Source organism: Nocardiopsis halophila DSM 44494 (assembly GCF_000341245.1).
GTDB classification, from domain to species: Bacteria; Actinomycetota; Actinomycetes; order Streptosporangiales; family Streptosporangiaceae; genus Nocardiopsis_A; species Nocardiopsis_A halophila.
Genome location: NZ_ANAD01000243.1, coordinates 17,771 through 37,000 on the forward strand (window position 1 = coordinate 17,771; position 19,230 = coordinate 37,000).

The window sequence follows — 19,230 nt, forward strand, 5'->3', positions numbered from 1 at the left end:
GGGGCCCAGTGAGCAACGCCAAGGACACCCCCGCCGAGCAGGAGCGCCCGCTCAACGCCCGGGTCATCGCCGGCGCCCGCGGCTGGAAGGGCCCGGCCGCCGGCCGCGCCGGGCACGTGGAGACCGGCAGCATCTACCTGGGCACCACCAACCAGGTCGCCGGGCTCTACCCCTGGATGCAGGCCGCCGGGCTGCCCGCAGAAGGCGTGCCCATCGGCCCCGACCTGCTCACCGGGGAGATGGAGTGCATCGACCCGGCCGGATGGGTCGGGCGGCTCACCTCCAACCCCGGGGTGTGGATCCAGGGCCAGCCCGGCGTGGGCAAGTCCGCCATCGCCAAGCGCATCGCCACCTGGCTGGTCGGCTACGGCTACCAGCTGCTGTGCCCCGGCGACGTCAAGGGCGAGTACTCCGAGCTGGTGCGGCGCATGGGCGGCCAGGTGGTGCGGGTGGGCCGCGGCATGGACCGCATCAACCCCCTCGACTCGGGCCCGCTGGGGCGCAAACTGCACACCCTGCCCCACGCCGAGGCCGAGCGGCTGCGCGCCGAGATCAACGGGCGCCGCGGAGAGTTCCTGCACGCCCTGCTGGCCACAACCCACGGGCTGGGCCACCGCCCCGTGGCCGCCGAGTCCACCGCCCTGTCCAGCGCGATCCGCCTGGCCGACCAGCTCTCCCGCGACCGCGACCCGGTCATCCCCGACGTGATCAGTGTGCTGCGCGCCCCCACCGGCGAGCTGTTCGACCGGCTCATGGTCAGCGACGAGGCCGAGTACATCTCCCTGACCCGCCAGCTGGTGGCCGCCCTGGAGAACCTGTGCGACGGGCCGCTGGCCGGCCTGTTCGACTCGGCCACCACCACCCCGCTGGACCTGGACTCACCCGCGGTGTCGGTGGACCTGCAGCCGCTGCTGGGCGCCGGGGACGCGGTGGTGGCCGCCGGGCTGCTGGCCACCTGGTCCTACTCCTACGCCGCGGTGGACACCGCCCGCGCCCTGGGGCGGGCCTCGCGCCCGGTGGTGCTGCCGCTGGACGAGCTGTGGCGGGCGCTGCGTGCCGGCCCCGGGATGGTCGACGCCCTGGACGGCATCACCCGCCTCAACCGCTCCAAGGGCGAGGTGTCGATGATGGTCACCCACTCCCTGCGCGATTTGGACGCCCTGCCCACCGAGGAGGACCGGGCCAAGGCCTCGGGGCTGATGGAGCGCTGCGACACCCTGGTGCTGGCCGCCATGCCCCGCTCGGAGCTGGAGCGCGTGGACGCCCAGCGGCCGCTGACCGACGGCGAGAAGGACATCGTGGCCTCCTGGTCCTCCCCGGCCACCACCGGCGCCGACGGCTCCACCATGGTCCACCCCGGCCGCGGAAAGTACCTGCTCAAGATCGGCGCGCGGGTGGGGGTGCCGGTCCAGCTCATGCTCACCCCCGCCGAGCTGGACCTCTACGACACCGACGCGGCGATCCGCGCCCACCGCGAGAGCCCGAGCACGGAGGTGGTGGCGTGAACCGCGACCGGCACGGCGGAGGCGGCCCGGCCGACCTGACGCCGCTGTGGGTGCTCATCCCCGTAGCGGCTCTGGTCGCGGTGCTGGGCCTGGTCTGGCTCGGCGGCACCCTGGGGGCCTGGGCCTCGGGGGCCGGGTGGGACCCGCCGCCGTTCTCTCCGGCCACGCTGATCTGGGCGCTGCGCGGCACCGACCCCTGGCCCGGGGTGGCCACGCCCTGGATCGCCGGCGGGATCATCGCGGTGGTCCTGGCCGCGGCCGCCCTGGCCCTGGCGGCGGCCTGGACGGTCCCCCCGCTGCTGCCCCGCAGGGACGGCTTCGCCAACCGCCGCCAGGCCAAGCGCCTGACCGTGCCCGCCCAGACCGCCAAGGCCCAGCGGCTGCGCCCCTCCCTGAAGGACCGGCGTGCCAAGGACATCGCCCCGGCCGACGCGGGGTTCGCCCTGGGCACCATGGACCCCGAAGGGGTTGAGCTGCGCGGCTCCTGGGAGGACACCGCCCTGGTGATCATGGGCCCGCGCGGCGGCAAGACCAGCGCCATCGGCGGGCCCGCCGCCCTGGAGGCCCCGGGGGCGTGCCTGGTGACCTCCAACAAGGCCGACATCTACACCCTGACCGCCACCAAGCGTGCCGAGAAGGGGCGGGTGTGGTGCTTCGACCCGCAGAACATCACCCACGGCCACCGCGACGACGAGTTCTACTGGGACATGATCACCGAGGCGCGCACCCTGGAAGGGGCCGGGCGCCTGGCGATGAACCTGTCCAACAACGCCTCGGCCGGCGGGAAAGGCGGCAAGGGCGAGTGGTGGGGCAAGGCCGGCCAGAGCGTGCTGCGCAGCCTCTTCCACGCCGCCGCCCTGGACCCCGGCCGGGGCCTGGAGGACGCCATGCGGTGGGTCTTCGACGCAGCCGACCGCACCCCGGTGGAGATCCTGCGCGCCCACGAGGGCCTGGAGGTGCTCGCCGACAGCCTGGAGGGCACCATCGACGGCGCCTTCGAGACCCGCGAGGGCATCTACGAGCACGCCCGCCAGGCGGTGGCGTGCCTGCTCGACCCCGACATCCGCGCCTGGGTCACCCCCGGCCCCTACAAGGACGAATTCGACCCCGCCGAGTTCGTGGCCAGCACCGACGCCCTGTACCTGCTGTCCAAGGACGGCGGCGGGTCGGCCGCGGGCATCATCACCGCCCTGACCGACGCGTGCCTGCGCGCCGGGGTCGCCGAAGCCGAGGCCTGCCCCGGACAGCGCCTGGACCCGCCGATGGTGCCGGTGCTGGACGAGGCCGCCAACGTCTGCAAGATCGAGGACCTGCCCTTTTTGTACTCCCACTTCGGATCGCGCGGCATCACCCCGATCACCATCCTGCAGAACTACGAGCAGGGCACGGGCGTGTGGGGCCGCGGCGGGATGAACACCCTGTTCAGCGCCTCCACGGTCAAGGTGCTGGGGTCGGGCGTGGACGACGACGCCTACGCCGACCGCCTGTCCAAGCTGGTGGGGCTGCACTACGTCACCGAGACCTCGGTCTCGCGCTCGTCCGGCAGCACCAGCACCACTCGATCGCGGCGCCGCGAGCGCATCCTCGACATCGCCGACGTGCGCGAGATGAAGGAGGGCACCGCGATCGTGCTGGCCACCTCCATGCGCCCGGCCAAGGTGCGGCTCAACCCCTGGTACCGCGGCCCCGCGGCCGAGGACATCGCCCGCGGCAAGGACGCCCTGGACGAGGCCATCGTGCAAAGCGCCCGCGCGAGCAGGAGGATGCTGCGGTGAGCGGAGCAGACGACGACCGCGCCACTGGACCGGGCGAGCCCGGCGCCGAACCGGAGGGCCCCGGCCACGACGGAGGGGCGCCCGCCCCCGAGGAGCCGGTGGCCCCGCACGTCGACCACCCGGACTTCGACCGCTCCACCTACGTCACCGTGGTCAGGGAGCTGGGCCACTGGGTGGACACCTACCTGGTGCCGGTGTGGGTGCACTCGGTCTCGGCCTCGGCGCCCTGGTGCACCCAGTGGCCCCAGCACCGCGACGCCGTCAGCATGCTGCACGCCCTGTGGCTGTCCTGGCAGTACTTCATCGACACCGAGCAGGCCGGATCGGTCGGGCCGATCACCTGGATCAACACCCACCTGTTCCCCACCATGGAGCGGCTCAGATCGGCCAAGGGGCCCTTCGCTGCCTGCATGCGCGCCACCGGCCGTACCGACCACCGGATCCCGTCGCCACCCCTGGAGCAGCGATGAACACCTACGGGGAGCAGGCCCGGCGCTACTGGCAGCAGCAGCGCCCCCGGGCCTACAGCCAGCTGGAGGACCCCCAGGCCTTCTTCACCGACTTCGGCCTGCGTCTGGAGGCCCAGATCGACCGGCTCCAGCAGCAACTGCTCGACACCCGCCCGCCCGCCGAGGCGGGCGACCCCTTGGCAAACGCCCGGCGCATCCGCACCGCCCGCACCGACGCCGAGGAGGCGGTGATGCGCCAGCAGGTCTACGTCGAGGCCGAAGAGGACGAGGACCCCTGGACAGCCGAGCACGACGAGCTGGACGGGCGCATCGAGGCGGCCGAGCAGGAGGCCGATGACCTGCTGCGGCGCCTGGAGGAGCGCGACTGACCCACCCCCCTTTGGAAGGGAGCCGCATGGAGGCGTTCCGCCCCCGCAGCCAAGCCGACCTTGCCCCCTCCGGGGAGAAGGCCCGCCTGCGCGCCAACCTGGAGGCCATCGCCCTGGTGCGGCGCCTGCGCGCTGAGGCCCGCCCGGCCGCCCCTGAGGAGCAGCAGGTCCTGGCGCGCTGGTCGGGGTGGGGGGCGGTGCCGGCCCTGTTCGACAAGGCCCGCCCCGAATTCGAGAGCGCCCGCCGCGAGCTGATGGACCTGGTGGGCCCGGCCGCCTACGCCAGCGCCTCGCGCTCGACCACCAACGCCCACTACACCGACGCGGCCTACACCCGCGCGATCTGGAAGGCCGTGGCCGAGCTGGGCATCACCGGCGGGCGCGTCCTGGAACCCGGCTGCGGGTCGGGCACCTTCATCGGCACCGCTCCCCAAGGCGTGCACATGGTCGGCGTGGAACTCGACCCGACCACCGCCGACATCGCCTCCCACCTCTACCCCCGGGCCCAGGTCTTCGCCGACTCCTACGCCAAGCTGCGCCTGCCCGAGAACGCCTTCGACGCCGCGGTGGGCAACGTCCCCTTCGGTGACTTCCGCCTGCACGATCCGGTGCACAACGCGGGCAAGCACCGCATCCACAACCACTTCATCATCAAGGCCCTGCACCAGGTGCGCCCCGGCGGCGTCGTCGCCTTCATCACCTCCCGCTACACCATGGACGCCGAGAGGGCCGACGCCCGCCGGGAGATGGCGCGCCTGGCCGATTTGGTCGGGGCGGTGCGCCTGCCCACCGGCGCCCACCGGCGCGCCGCGGGCACCGACGTGGTCACCGACGTGCTGGTGTTCCGCCGCCGCGAGGCCGACGCCCAGCCACGCGCCACCGACTGGGTCCACACCCGCAAGGTCGAACTCGACGGCGACAGCGCCCGCATCAACGCCTACTTCGCCGACAACCCGCACCTGGTGCTCGGCGAGCTGGCGCTGGGCCAGGGCATGTACTCCGAGCACACCCTGCAGGTCAACGGCGACCCGCAGGCGGGCCCGGCCCTGGAACAGGCCCTGGAGCAGGTCGTGGCCCACGCCCGCCAGCAGGGCCTGGAAGCGGCCGGGCCGCTGCAGGCCCCCGAGCCGGTGGCCGAGGAGCCCGAGGACCTGTCCCAGCTGGAGGGGCGCATCATCCAGCGCCCCGACGGCGGCTTCGACCAGATCCGCATGGGCCAGCGCGTCCACCACCTGGGCCCCAAGGCCGCAAGCGCCCGCGCCCTGGGGCGCCTGTTGGGCATCCGCGACACCTGCAAGGAACTGCTGGAGGCCGAGGCCGCCACGGCCGAGGACACCGACCACATCGCACGGCTGCGCGCCGATCTCAACCGCCGCTGGGACGCCTTCGTCGCCGAGCACGGATCGCCCAACCGGCCCGACATGGTCAAGCGCCCGGGCACCGACCCCGACACCGGGCAGAAGACGACGGTGGAGGTGGCGGTGCGGCCCCGCTGGGGCGGGTTCGCCTCCGACCCGGACTCGGCGCTGGTGTTCGGCCTGGAGAACTACGACCTGGCCACCGGCACCGGCACCAAGACCCGCATCTTCACCCAGCGGGTGATGAGCCCGCGCCCCCCGGCCCAGATCGAAACGCCGGCCGACGCGCTGGCGGTGTGCCTGGAAGAGCGCGGCCGCGTCGATGTGGACCACATCGCCCACCTGCTGCAGACCACCCCACAGGAGGCCCGCCAGGCCCTGAAGGGCCACATCTTCCACGACCCCCAGCGGGGCCTGGTGGCGGCAGGGGAGTACCTGTCGGGCAACGTGCGCGCCAAGCTGGCCGCCGCGCGCGCCGCGGCCGAGCGCGATGAGGCCTACACCGAGAACGTGGCCGCCCTGCAACAGGTGGTGCCGCCCGACCTGGAGGCCAACCAGATCCGGGTGCGCATGAGCTCGGCCTGGGTGGGCACCGGCTACATCCAGCAGTTCCTGGCCGAGATCCTCAACGATCCGGATGTGGCGGTCGAACGCAAAAACGGCCGCTACAAGGTCAAGGGCGAGCGGGTCAAGGCCGCCGAGGTCACCCAGAAGTGGGGCGTCAAGCAGTTCAACGCCTACAAGGTCGCCGAGGCCGTCCTCAACCAGGCCACCATCGCGGTCTTCAACGACAAGGGCGTCTTCCAAGAGCAGGCCACCGAGGCCGCGCGCGCCTGCGCCTCGGAGATGGACAAGGCCTACTACACCTGGCTGTGGGCCGAGCCCGAGCGCAAGCGCGAGCTGGTCACCCGCTACAACGACACCTTCCGCGCGCACCTGCCGCGCAGCTTCGACGGATACCGGCACACCCGGCCGCCGGGCATGGCCGAGTGGTTCACCCCCCACCCGCACCAGAACGTGGCCGCGGCGCTGATGGTCTCGGGCCCGGGCACCGGGCTGTGGCACGCGGTGGGCTCGGGCAAGTCCCGCGCGGCCGCCATGGGGCTGATGGAACAGCGCCGCCTGGGGCTGATCGGCACCCCGGCCTGGGTGGTGCCGCCCTCGACCCTGGAGGGCGCGGCCAAGGAGTTCTTGAACGCCTACCCCAACGCCCGGGTGCTGGTGGCCGACACCGTGGACGTCAACGGCTCGCCCACCGGCCGGGGCGACACGGAGGCCGAGCGCAAGGCCGACCGGCGGGCCAAGGTCGCCGCGAACCGGGCCGCGTTCCTGGCCAAGCTGACCACCAACGACTACGACGTGGTCATCCTGTCGCAGAACGCCTTCAAGGCCATCCCCATGTCGGGCGAGGCGATGGAGGCCTACTGCGACCGCAAGCTGCAGGGCCTGCGCGACCGCCGGGACGCGGCCGCCGCCAAGGCCGCGGCCGACGGCGACGAGCGGGCCGCGGAGACCGTCAAGGAGCTGGAGTCGCGGCTGGCCGACATCCGGGCCAACTACGACGAGAAGATCGAGGCGATCCACAACGAGGCCGGCGGGCTGGTCTGGGAGAGGACCGGGCTGGGCTACCTGGTCGTGGACGAGATCCAGGACTACAAGAACCTGCCGATCGAGTCGGCGCTGGTCGAGCGGTCCGGTTCGCAGCGGGCCGTGGACCTGGACATGAAGCTGGAGTGGATGCGCGAGCGGTTCGGCCCCCGCGTCATCTGCGGTATGACCGGCACCCCGCTGTCCAACGACACCTGGGACAACTGGGTGATGATGCACTACCTCATGCCCGAGGTGCTGGAGGAGATCGGAGGCGCCCACTTCGACGACTTCCACTCCAGCTTCCACGTGCGCGGGGAGGTCCCAGAGCTGAAGGTCGACGCCAGCCGCTACCACATCAAGCTGCGCGACCTGGGCTTTCAGAACCACCCCGACCTGCACGGGATGCTGCGCACCCGCGTGGACATCCTGATGGACCACGGCCTGCCCGTGCCCGAGGTGGCCGGCGGCAAGGCCACCAACATCCTGGTGGAGCGCCCGCCGGAGATGGAGCAGCTCCTAAAGGAGCTGGCCGACCGCGCCGACAAGGTGCCGCCCCGCCCCCAGAAGGGCGACGACAACCTCCTGAACGTCCTCAACGACGGCAAGCTCGCCGCGCTGGACATGCGGCTGATCGGGCGCGAGGCCAGCGGCGACAACAAGGTCTCGGCGTGCGCGGCCCAGATCGCCCAGATCTGGCGCGAGAACCGCGACAACGTCTACGCCATGGCCGACGGCAGCGGCGACTCCCCGCACCCGGGCGGCCTGCAGCTGGTCTTCTGCGACCACGGCACCCCCGCCGACAAGTCGCGCAAGCGCAAGAACGACTTCGACCTGTACGCCGAGCTGAAGGCCCTGCTGGTCGCCGAGGGGATGAACCCCGAGCGCATCCGCTTCATCCAGGAGGCCAAGAACCCCAAGAAGCGCGAGGAGCTGCTGGCGGCCGCGCGCGACGGCCACGTCGACGTGCTCGTGGGCTCCACCCCCACCATGGGCAACGGCGTCAACGTGCAGAACCGCGCCGTGGCCCTGCACCACCTGGACCCGGCCTGGCGCCCGGACTGGCTGGAACAGCGCGAGGGCCGCATCCTGCGCCAGGGCAACCAGAACCCCCAGGTGCAGATCCTGCGCTACCTGGTGCGCGGCTCCTTCGACGCCTTCATGTGGCAGGTGCTGGAGCGCAAGATCACCTTCATCTCCCAGATGCTGCGCACCGACCACACCAGCTCCGAGCGCGAACTGCTGATCGAGGCCCAAGAGGTGCTCTCGGCCGTGGAGATCCGCGCCCTGATCCTGGACGACCCCAGGGTGGTGGAGCACCTGGTGGCCAAGAAGGAGGTGCTGCGGCTGGGCGACGTGGAGGCCGAGTGGATCCGGGGCCAGCAGGCCGTGCGCGACGGGCTGGAGAGCAACACCCGCACGCTGGAGCGCTACCGCAAAGACGCCGCCGCCCTGGAGCAGGCCCAGGCCCGCGCCAAGGACATGCGCGGTGAGGCCTTCACCATGGACGTCTTCGGCCAGTCCTTCACCGACCGGGCCCAGGCCGGCCGGGCGCTGCTGGACGAGGTCAAAGCCTCCAACGCCCGCTGGCGCACCGAGGCCGGCCGTGGCCTGACCGCCGAGGCGGCCTTCCAGACCCTCAACGCGGGCCACCTGGGCGGATTCGACGTGCTCGTGGGCCTCTACGGCCGCGAGGGCGTGCACATTTCCCTGCAGGGCGTGCCCAACTCCGGGTTCTGGGTGGAGGCCAACGACCTGGCCGGGACCGACCCGGTGCACCTGCTGCAGCGCCTGACCCGGTCGATCACCGACATCGCCAAGGAAACGGAGCGCCTGCAGCGCCAGATCCCCGGCCTGGAGGCCGACATCGCCAGTGCCCAGGCCCAGCTGGAGGAGCCCTGGCCCTACCGGGACGCGCTGATCGAGGCCCGGCGGCGCCTGGACGAGCTCAATGCCGAGCTGTTCGGGAACGACGCCCAGAAGGCCGAGGAGCGCGGCGAGGGCGAGCAGGAGGCGCCCGCCCCCCGTGAAGAGGGCGCTGTCCCCAGCGCGTCGGGCGGCGCGGCGGAGAGCTCCGGGCCCCGGCAGGGCCCCGGGGGGCGCACCGCCGACGGCGGCTCCGCGGNAGCCCGACCACGCCCCCGGCCCGTCGGGCACTGACGCGGCCCCGAACAGCCAGGGCGCAGGGGGAGGCGGCGGCGCCGGGCCCGCGGCGGGCCCCGGCCGCGAAGAAGGCCCCGAGGGCCGCCTCGCCCGCATCGCCCGCCCGGGCGTGCAGGTCATCGCCGCCCCCGGCCAACCGGTCGGCGACCACCCCGGTCCCGCCAGCCCGACCGGCCCCGCCCCGCCGCTGGTCGGCCACGTGAGCGGCCTGGATCTGCAGGCCCGCACGCTGGGCATCTTCGTCGACGGCGGCCCGCTGCCCGTGCCGCTGGAGGGGCTGCAGCTGGCCACCGCCGACGGGCACCGCTGGCAGGACGATGCCGCCCAGCCCTGGCGTCTGGACGCCGCCCTGTCGGCCTGGGTGGAGCTGCCCCACCGCGTCACCGCCACGCTGGCCGACCTGGAACGGGTGAACGACCAGACCAGCCCGCAGCGGGCCGAACAGATCCACGGCGCGCTGGCCCAGGAGGCCACGGACGCGACCCGCCGGGGCGAGCACGCCCAGGCCCTGGCCATCGTCGACCGTATCCAGGCCATCACCGGCGAGGACTCCACCCTGCATAACGCGGCCCTGAGCAACGCGGCCGAAAAGCTGCAGTCCCGCCTTCCCGCAGGCAGCTCCTTCCGCCACCGCCAGGCCGAGAGGATCATCGAGCACCTGGAGGCCGCCCAACAGCGCGGCAACCCCCAGATCGCCCGCCAGGAGCTGGGCACCGCCATCGACACGATGTTCGCCCTGGACGACCTGCGGACCGCCCTGCACTTCTGCAACGAGGCCGCCTACGCCGAGACCGACCCCGCCCAGCAGGCCCGGTGGCGCGAACGCGCCTCTGCGATCGCCCACCACGTGCGCCTGCCCTACTACGGCCTGACCGGCGGCCCCCAGCGGGAGGAGCTGACCGCCGAGGGCTCCGGCCCGCCGCTGGTGGAGCGCTCCGCCACACCGATGGCGCGGTTCGACAACCGCAAGATCGCCGCCACCTACTTCGAGGCCGCCGACCAGGGCCGGCCCCGGGACCCCGGGACCGCGTTCGGCCCCGGCCAGGGCTGGCTCGCCAAGACGGTGAAGGAGGACGCCGCCGAGTACCGGGTGCGCCGCCAGGTGCCCGACGCCACCGGAGCCCAGGCCGAACAGGCGGCCACGCGCGCCCGCCTGGCCGTCGACGACCTGCTGGAAAACGGCGAGTCCCGCCGGGCGGCGGCCCGCCGCGCGGTGCTCGCCGCCGTCGACGCCGGCGTCTACACCACCGCCATGGACCTGGCCGCCCTGGCGGCCGCGGCCGACGGCGGAGGCTACTGGGCCGACGCCCACTACCGGGCCGTGTGCGCTCGCCACCAGGCCTGGCAGCAGCGCCCCCACCCCCAGGAGCGCCAGGATCCCACCGGGCGGTGGAAGGTGCTGCAGGTGCCCAACGGCGCCGACGCCTCCTGGGCGCTGGTCTCGCCCACCGGCGATGTGGGCCCCGGAGAGTACAGCCGCTCCGACGCCGAGCGGCTGGCGCGCACCTGCAACAACGCCATGGAGACACCCCCCGGGCCCGCACAGCCGCCGGCCGAGGAACCCCCGCAGGCCTCTGAGCAGGAGCAGCCCACCGGAGACGGCGCCGGGGCGCAGCCCTTGGCCGAAGGAGTGCGGGAGGCCGGGGAGGGGCCGGGCGTGCCCGCAGCGGCACGGGGCAATGCCACCGAGGCCGAAGGCGCGGGTGGGCGAACCGAAGGCGGACAGCTGCCGGTGGCCGAGCCGGGCCGCGAGGTCAGCCCGCTCAAGGCGCTGGCCGACTACCGCAACGCCGACCCCAAGGGCGGGGACTGGCAGGACTTCCTGCGCGCTCGCGACGCCCTGGCCGGCGTCGTGCAGACGATGGCCTCCGAGGGCAGCTTCGACAACGCCCTACGGCTGTGCTCCAACGCGATCAATGCCCACGAGGAGCAGCACCGGTTCTGGACCCAGCAGCGCGGGGCCGTTCGCCGCGCACAGGTCAAGAGCAGGGACGAGACCGGTGGGGCCGCCTCCGAGCAGTTGGGCCGGTTCCACGAGCGCTTCGGCGACCTGGTCGGCGACCGTGTGGCCGTCCACGGGCCCGGAGGCCTGATCTTCGCCGGGAACCTGGAGGAGATCACCGGCGAGGGGCTGCGCCTGCACGCCGCCGACAGTGGCCAGGACTATACGGCCCCCCTGGACCAGGTGGAGATGGTCTCCTCGGCGGGGCAGCGCCGGTGGGTGGATGCCAACCTGGAGGCCTGCGAGCGGGCCCTCACCGGGGCCCGCCGGGCTCTGGAGCGGGGCGACTACCCGATGGCCCGGGCTCACCTGCGCCGGGCCCGCCCCGCCCTGAACACGGGCCCCGAGCACATCGAGCAGGAGTGGAAGGACACCTACACCACCCTGCTGGACAAGGCCACCTTCCCGCGGGATGCCCAGGACCGGCCCGTCCTGCAGATCGAGCAGAGCCACCAGGGCAAGGTGCGCCTGTTCGGCGCCGGCGGGCGCCGCGCCCCGGCCGACCAAGCCCTGGCCAAAATCCTGTACGCGAGCCCCAAGCTGCTCAAGTCCCCCACCGAGAACGCCTACGTCACCAACGCCAACTGGCGCCCCCAGACCGTCCAAAGACGGCTGACCAGGCTGCGCGCCGCCCTGGAAGAGGCGGGCTATGCCTACCAGATGGTCACCGAGCCCGACCCGGACGAACCCCCCGAGCCGCAGGAGGCCGCCCCGCCGCAGCCTGCCGAGACCGAGGCTGCCCCCGCGGCCGCCGAGTCCGAGCCCCGGGCGAGCCGCCCCGCCGACCCCCCCGAAGACGGCGTGCTCGCCTTCACCCACCGACCCTCCGGCTTGAGCTTGGGCGATGCGGACATGCGCGCCCTGGAGGGGCGCAACGTGGCCCTGGCCCCGCTGGGGGAGTTCGACGACCCCACGGGCGGCGGCGAACTGGTGATGGGCCCCCTCTCGCGCACCGGATTCCTGGAGGAGCCTGTGGAGGGCACGGTGTTCGTGGACACCGGCCGCCCGGGGGACGACCGGTGGGTCGCGCTCTCCCCGGGGGCGATCACACAGGCGGCCACCACCGACGGCCGGTGGACCTGGAAGGCCCCGCACGCCACGGGCCCTGACCTGGAGGAGCGCCTGGCCGCCTACGGGCACCGCTCGGCGGTGGCCGCGGTGCCGCTGCCGGGCCATGTGCGCGAACTGCTGGACCTGCTCAACCGGGCCGAGGCCCTCGGGCCCCAGAACTGGTACTTGGACCAGGTGCGCGGGTTCTGCGAGCGCGCACGCCGCGAAGGCCTGTACCGGGAGGCGGTCGCGGCCCTGGAGCAGGTGCCGCACGTATGGGCCCCCTACCGGGCGGTGGACGCCGAGGTCGACGAGCAGCGCACCCAGGTCCTGTTGGACTGGGCCGAGGGCCTGCCCTCCTCGCCGCGGGCGGTCGGGGACGAGCGGGCGGTCCAGGAGGCGGTGCGGACCCTCGAACGCAAGCACCCCCGCTACGACCAGCGGCGCAAGAACCAGCGCCCCGTTCCCGAGGAGGTCCGCCGACAGCTCGCCCCGGCCCGCCAGGAGGCCCACCGGGCCATCCAGGCCCTGCTGGCCCAAGGGGAGTACCACACCGCGCTCACCTGGGCCGCCCAAGCCCGGTCGATCGACTGGGACGACGCCGCCGGGTGGCACCAGGCGATGGAGCAGGTCACCGGCGCGGCCGTGCGCCAGGCCCTGGACCTGGACACCGTCCCCGCCCCCGCCGATCACCTGGGCCGGGCCCCTGCTCCGCAGGGCGCCGAGGAGGCCGCCGAGGCCGGGCGGATCTGGCGCGATGCGGCCGACGCGCTGGGCCACCCCGGGGCGGCCCAGCGCATCCAGGCTCAGGCCGAAGGACTCATCGAACAGGGCCGGCACGGCCGGGCCCTGGAGCTGCTCAAAGCCGCCCGATCCGATGCGCACCTGGCCCGCCTGTACTGGGACCTGCGCGACCACCTGCTGCAGGCCGAGCCCGCCCACGAGGCCAGCGCCGAGTTCCGGGCATGGGCCGAGCAAACTCAGCAGGCCCGCGGCGAGCTGGCCCGGGCCGCGGCCGAAGGCGACACCGAGACGGCGCAGCGAGCAGCCGAGGACGCCTCGTCGCTGGCGCACCGGCTCGTCAACGACCTCGCCGAGCCGGCGGCCTACCGCGAGGCCATCGACCTGGCACGCCAGGCGGCCCGATCCGCTCCCCGGGTGCGCGGGAGCGGATCGGTGCAGGGCCGGGCGGCCGCGCTGTGCGAGCGCTACGCCGCCTACCTGGCCGAGCACCCCGACGCGGTGCAGGGACCGGACGCCCCGCCGTGGGAGCCGGCCGCCCGCGCCACAGCCCAGGCCTCTGCGGGCGAAGGCGAGGCCGCAGCACCCGCCCAGGAACCGGCGTCCCCGGAGCCCCCGGCCCAAGCGGGGCCGATCGTGTTGCCGCCGCAGGACCAGTGGCAACAGGCCGAGAACGCACGCGAGCTCGGCCTCGGCGAAGGCCAGCGGGCGGTGTTCCTGCTGCGCAACGGCTGGACCATGGAAACCGGTCGCGACCAGCCGCGCCTGGTCATGGGAACCGTCACCGAACTGAGCAGCGGCGGCGTCCGCGACCGCTGGGTGCGCGTGGCCGCCGCCGACACCGACCGCCACATCGCCACCAACGACCTGGAAGAGGTCGTCACCGCCGACGGCAGGGCCTGGCGCTACCACCCCGAGCGGCCCTGGGTCCTGCAGGACCTGCTGGCCCTGCACCGCGCCGCCGCCCGGCCCGACGCCCCCGAGGACCTGGTGCGGGCGCTGCAGGCCCTGGATGGGCTGCCGCGCGATGCCCAGCGCCTCCGCGACTACTTCACCCGGGACCGGTCCGCTGCCCGCAGCGCGCTGGAGGCCTGTATCGACGGGCTGGCCGAGGAGGCCCCCGAGCAGGCGGCGGCCGTGATCGAGGTCGCCGACCGCCTGGACCCCCTGGCCCGCACCCGTCGCCTGCTGCGCTACTCCATGGCGGCCTACCCGCCCGAGGAGGCGCTTCCCGACAAGCTGCTGCGGGTCGAGCACCACGACCAGGGGCGCACCCGGCTGCGCGGCGTGCCCGGCGACGCGGACCTGCACAAGGTCCTCAAAGCCCACAAGTTCGGCGACCGCGGCGGCGGCGAGTGGGCGATGCCGTCCAACCACAGCGCCGAACTGCGCACCACCCGCCTGAACCAGGCCCTGGCCCAGGCGGTGGAGGGCCTGGGCTACGCGGTGATCCACGAAGGCCTGCACGGCGCCCGCACCCACCACGAGCGCCCACAGGACCGGCAGGCCGACCGGCCCCGGCAGCAACAGGAGCAGGAGCCGGTGGACACCTCCCCGCTGGGCAACCACCGGCCCGACCCCCAACAGGAGGTGGCCCCCGGGCGGCGCGGCTTGGAGGCCGGGGTGGCCCTGGGCCGGGGCGAGCGCATCACCGGCCTGCTGACCACCGGGAAAACCCCCGACCGGTCGACCCGGCCCAAGCTGGTCACCGGCACCGTCACCGAGGTCGTCGAGTCCGGCCCGGCCCGCTGGGTCACCATCGCTGCCGGCGCCGAGGAGGCCCGCTTCCTCGAAAGCGACCTGGAAGAGCTCGTCTACGAGGACGGGCGCGCCTGGCGCCTGCACGGCGACCGCCAATGGGTGCTGCCCGACCTGGCGGACCTGCAGCAAAAGGCCGCATCCGCCACAGCACCCGAAGCCTTCGGGCCTGCTCTGGAGGCCCTGGACGCGCTGCCCCGCCGCCAGGACCGGCTGAAGCCGCCGCGCCCGGCCGAGGAGCGTGTGATCCTGGGCGAGCGCACACGCCTCAACCGGGCGGCAAGAGAACTGGCCCAGCACCCCGGCGGAGGCCCCGAAGCGGCGCTGGCCGTGCTGACCCTGGCCGACCGCATCGACCCGCTGGGACGCCTGGACCGGCTGCCGCTGCGCTCCGAGCTGGTCTTCCCGGAAGGGACCCCCATGGGGGCCGAACCCCCCGCAGGGGTGCTCGCGCTCAGGCCGCAAGCCCGAGGCCAAGTCTGGGTGCGCGCCCCGCGCGGGGCTGGAGACATCCGTGAACTGCGAGAGGTGCTCAAGGAGCACAAGTTCGTCGACCACGTGGCCGCCCGCTGGACACGTGGGGCGCGGCTGGGCGGCAAAATGTGGCGGCTGCCGGAGAACTGGAAGCCCGAGACCTGCCGGCGCCGCCTGGCCGAGGTGGCGGTTGTGCTCGAAGAGCGCCTGGGCTACCGGCTCATCGACCATGAGCGCGGAGCGGTGCTCTACCAGCAGGAACAGCGCACCGCTCGGGCCACGCCCCAGGAGCAGGCCGCCGCCCGGCAGGACGGTGCCGGAGCCGAGGAGGAGGACCAAGAGCGCACAGCGGCGCACAACGCCGGCGACGCCGACCGCCCGGTGAAGGACCAGGAGGCCCGGCCGCAGGCCGAACCGGATCCGGCCCCCCTGGACTTCGAGGCCGAGCCGTCCACGGCGCTGGCCCGGGCCCCCCGGTACTGGCGCAGCGCCGATCCGGCCGGCCGCCGCCCGGCCGCCCGGGCTATCCACGGCTACCACTGGCACCTGGACTCCGCCGACCTTCCCGGCGGCCCCGGGCGGCGGCCCATGCGCGCCGAGATCTTCGGGCGCAGCGACGGCATGGTCCAAGCGCGGCTCCACCGCTACTCGGCGGCCGCCGACGAGTACCTGGTGCACGACCGCGCCCTGCCCAGCTACGGCATGGCCCTGTCGGCCGCGGCTGAGGACCTGGCCGCCGCAGGGATGGAGCAGGCGCGCCAGTGGTGGTCGGAGGAGATCGACCGCCTGATCAACACCACACCGCGCTCGCTCCTGCGGGCCGCCGGACAGGACGGCGCGCCCCCGCCCCCGCTCAACGCCCGCGGCGCCGTGGAGGTGGACTCCCCGCGCGACATCGGCGTCGCCCTGTGCCTGGTCAAACCCCGCAAGGGGCACCCGTTCGTGGCCCCGATGTGGCTCGACGCGCGCCCCAAGCTGTTGATGTTCCCGCCCGACCTGGGCAACGAGGTCGAGGCGGCCATCAACACCGGGTGGGTGCGCATCTCCGACGTGCAGGAGATCACCACCCTGGGGCCCTACTTCCGCTACCGGTGGCGGGCGGACAAGAAGCGCGACTGGGACCTGGACCCCAACGCCCTGACCGACCTGGCCGCCCTACCCGAGGGGGACTCCGAACGCGCCCGGCAGGCATACCGGGCCCTGGGCGATGCGGAGATCATCAAGGAACTGCAGCTGAGCCTGGTCACCGTGGTCGACCCGGGCCTGGAACCCCGCACGCTCCCCGCCACCGAGCCCGCGCCGGTGGTCATCGAGGGCACGGTCACCTCGGTCTCGCCCACCCACATGATGCTGAGCCTGCGCAGCTCCTGGGGTGAGGAACACCCCACCGAAAAGCCGTTCACACTCAGGATCCCCCTCTCCCAGCTGCTCGCGGTCACCGCCTCGGATGTGCGCTGGCGCGCCGAGGACGCCCCCGCCCCGCCGCAGCGGCCCTCGCGCCTGATGAAAGGGGAGGAGCCCTGGACGGCCGACCCCCAGACCCCGGCGGCCGAGCGCGCCCAGGCGGCGCTGGAGGTCCTGCGCCGCACGGCCGCCCGCAGCCGCAAGCTGGAGGGCCAGATCCGCCGGGCGTTCAACGAGGCCGCCGGACAGATGCTCGACCAGGGCGAGCACACCGCCGTGGCCGAGATGATCAACAAGCTCGACGACCGCGACTCGGCGGGCATCTGGGGGCGCGCGCATCTGCGTAGCCGCGCACTCTACATCGAAGGGGAGCGGGACCCCGACGGGGCGGTGAGCATCCGCCACGACGGCGACCGCCGCACCGAGGTGAACGGGGTCGCCCCCCATGACGAGCCCCTGCGCGCCGCCCTGGCCGAACACAAGTTCGTCGAGCGCGCCCCCGGCACGTGGAGCCTGCACCCGGGGCTGTCGGCCCAGGCCCACGAGCGCCTTCTGCGGCTGCTGCTCAGCGACCTCCACCGAATCGGCATCGCCTACATCCATGCCCAGGTCCACGACGAGCTCAATGCCGCTCAGCGCCCCCAGACGGCCACTGAGAGCAACGGGCCGCAACCAGCCGACCCCGAGCAGCCGCCCCAAGACTCCGCCGACCAGCCCACCCCTGGAACGCCCGAGGAGGAGGACATCGCCGAGGCTCTCTCCCGCAACATGGACAGGGTGCACGCCCTGATCGAGCAGGCCCGCCACAACGGCTCCTACCGGTCGGCGATCCGGCAGATCAGCGCCATCGGACGCGAACTGCGCAGCCCAGAGGTGAGCACCCCCTGGGAACAGGACCTGATCGACCTCATGCAGGAGGCGCGCGAGCACGCCCGCGACCTGGAAGGGCGCATCAGGGGCCTGTACAACCAGCAGGGCGCCCTGGACCTGGATGAGGCCCTGGCCCTGCTCGGGCGCTACGAGGACGCCGTCCCCCCGTCGGTACGCAGCGACGACGAGCTCGAACAGGTCCTGCAACGCGCCCAGGAGACCCTGACCGCCCGCGCCCAGGAGATGCGGCCGGCCGGGCGCCTGCAGCGCGACCCCTTCACCTACACCCCGCCCCCGGACCAAGGTGCCGGTCCCGACGGCGGCGGCACCGGGCTGGGCAACGGCCAACCCCCCGGCGGGTGGACCGAGCACGACCGCGTCGTCGCCGAGCCCGACCCCACCGTGGCCCCGGAGGGGGCCGATGCCCTCACCCGCGCCCGGGCAGCCCTGGAAGGCGTCAAGCGCCAGCGCTATCACCAGCACGAGGAGTTCAACCAGGCCCTGGAAGAACTCGTGCTCACCGGTGAGCGCGCCCAGGCGCTCGACCTGGCCGCCGAGGCCAGCGCCCACAGCATCTACGGGCGCTGGGACTGGGAGCGCGCCCGCAGCCTGGCCGCCTACGGCAATAACCCCGAGGCGCTCGACGGCGCCGTGCGCATCGAGCACGCCGACGACGGGCCCACCCGCGTACTCGGCGTGGACCCCGGCGACGAGCAGCTGCACCGCATGCTCAAGGCCGCCAAGTTCACCCGCCGCAAGGACGGGACCTGGCGGCTCAACCCCAACGCGGGGCCGACCACCCGCCGCAACCGCCTGGGCGAGCTGCTGGACGCCTTGAACGAGCAGGGCCGGGGCTATGTCGACGAGCACGTGCGCGCCGAGCTGGCCCCGCTGCGCACGAACGGGGCGGCACCGCCCCGACAGGCCCCCGAACAGCCCGCCCCCACGCCCGAGGAGCCTGCCGCCCCGGCAGAGGAGCCGCGGCACCAGGGCCCGGCGGCGCTGCCCGGCGCCGTCACCGCGGCCGCCGACCTGGCCCTGACCCCGTCCGGGCACATCGGCGAGCCCGGCGACGTGCTCGACCTGGAAGGGGTCACCGTCGCCCGGGTGCGCCCCTTCACCGCCCGCTTCGGCCCCCGCAAAGGCCAGAGGGCCTGGACGGTGGTCTACGACCTGGGGCAGGGCCGCGAGGCCGTGCGCTTCGCCGACACGGACCCGGGCCTGGACCAGGGCCAGGTCCTGGAGCGCTTCACCGCCAAGATCACCGAGCACACCACGCGCCGCGGCGGCCAGGCCCAGACCCAGGTGGAGGTCATCGAAGCCCCTGAGCCCTCCCGCTTCACCCTGACCGAGGAACAGCAGGCCATCCGCCGCCACGCCCTGGCCGGCGACAAGATCGTGGTGCAGGCCGGGGCCGGGACCGGCAAGACCTCCACTCTGGAGCAGGTCGTCGAAGCGCTGGCCGAGCAGGGCCGAAAGGGCGCCTACGTCGTCTACGGGCGCGCCAACGCCAACGAGGCCCAGAACAAGCTCGCCCACCTGCCGGTGCGCGCCAACACCATGCACGCCTTCGCCCGCGAGGCGGTCGGCCGCCCCTACGCCAAGCGCATCAACGGCGACAAGGCCCCCAGATGGAGCGATGTGGCGCGCCGCCTGGGCCTGGAGGACCTGGAGCTGCCCGGCGGCACCGTGGTGCCCGCGGCCG

At 73.7% G+C, this 19,230-nt stretch carries 6 protein-coding genes; all 6 read left to right on the forward strand.

What is annotated here, in order from left to right; genetic code table 11:
- Positions 1-8: 8 nt before the first annotated feature.
- On the forward strand, positions 9-1,505 hold the full coding sequence (locus D450_RS0125945; protein WP_017541545.1) for an ATP-binding protein: 1,497 nt from the start codon (positions 9-11) through the stop codon (positions 1,503-1,505).
- Complete coding sequence (locus D450_RS0125950) at positions 1,502-3,280, forward strand: type IV secretory system conjugative DNA transfer family protein (RefSeq protein WP_017541546.1); 1,779 nt, start codon at positions 1,502-1,504, stop codon at positions 3,278-3,280. The genes D450_RS0125945 and D450_RS0125950 overlap by 4 nt, the downstream gene beginning before the upstream one ends.
- Positions 3,277-3,750, forward strand: a complete 474-nt coding sequence (locus D450_RS32005) for a DUF4913 domain-containing protein (protein ID WP_017541547.1) — start codon at positions 3,277-3,279, stop codon at positions 3,748-3,750. Before D450_RS0125950 ends, D450_RS32005 begins: the two co-directional genes overlap by 4 nt.
- Positions 3,747-4,118 carry a hypothetical protein gene (locus D450_RS31335; protein ID WP_017541548.1) on the forward strand — a complete coding sequence of 124 codons (372 nt, stop codon included), beginning with the start codon at positions 3,747-3,749 and terminating at the stop codon, positions 4,116-4,118. Before D450_RS32005 ends, D450_RS31335 begins: the two co-directional genes overlap by 4 nt.
- A 3,818-nt stretch (positions 4,119-7,936) precedes the next feature.
- Positions 7,937-9,223: a helicase-related protein gene (locus tag D450_RS35790; protein WP_449289487.1), complete on the forward strand. Its 1,287-nt coding sequence runs from the start codon at positions 7,937-7,939 to the stop codon at positions 9,221-9,223.
- Positions 9,224-9,335: 112 nt separating this feature from the next.
- Positions 9,336-19,230: AAA family ATPase (locus D450_RS31345; RefSeq protein ID WP_152520917.1), on the forward strand; the 9,895-nt coding region annotated here is incomplete at its 3' end.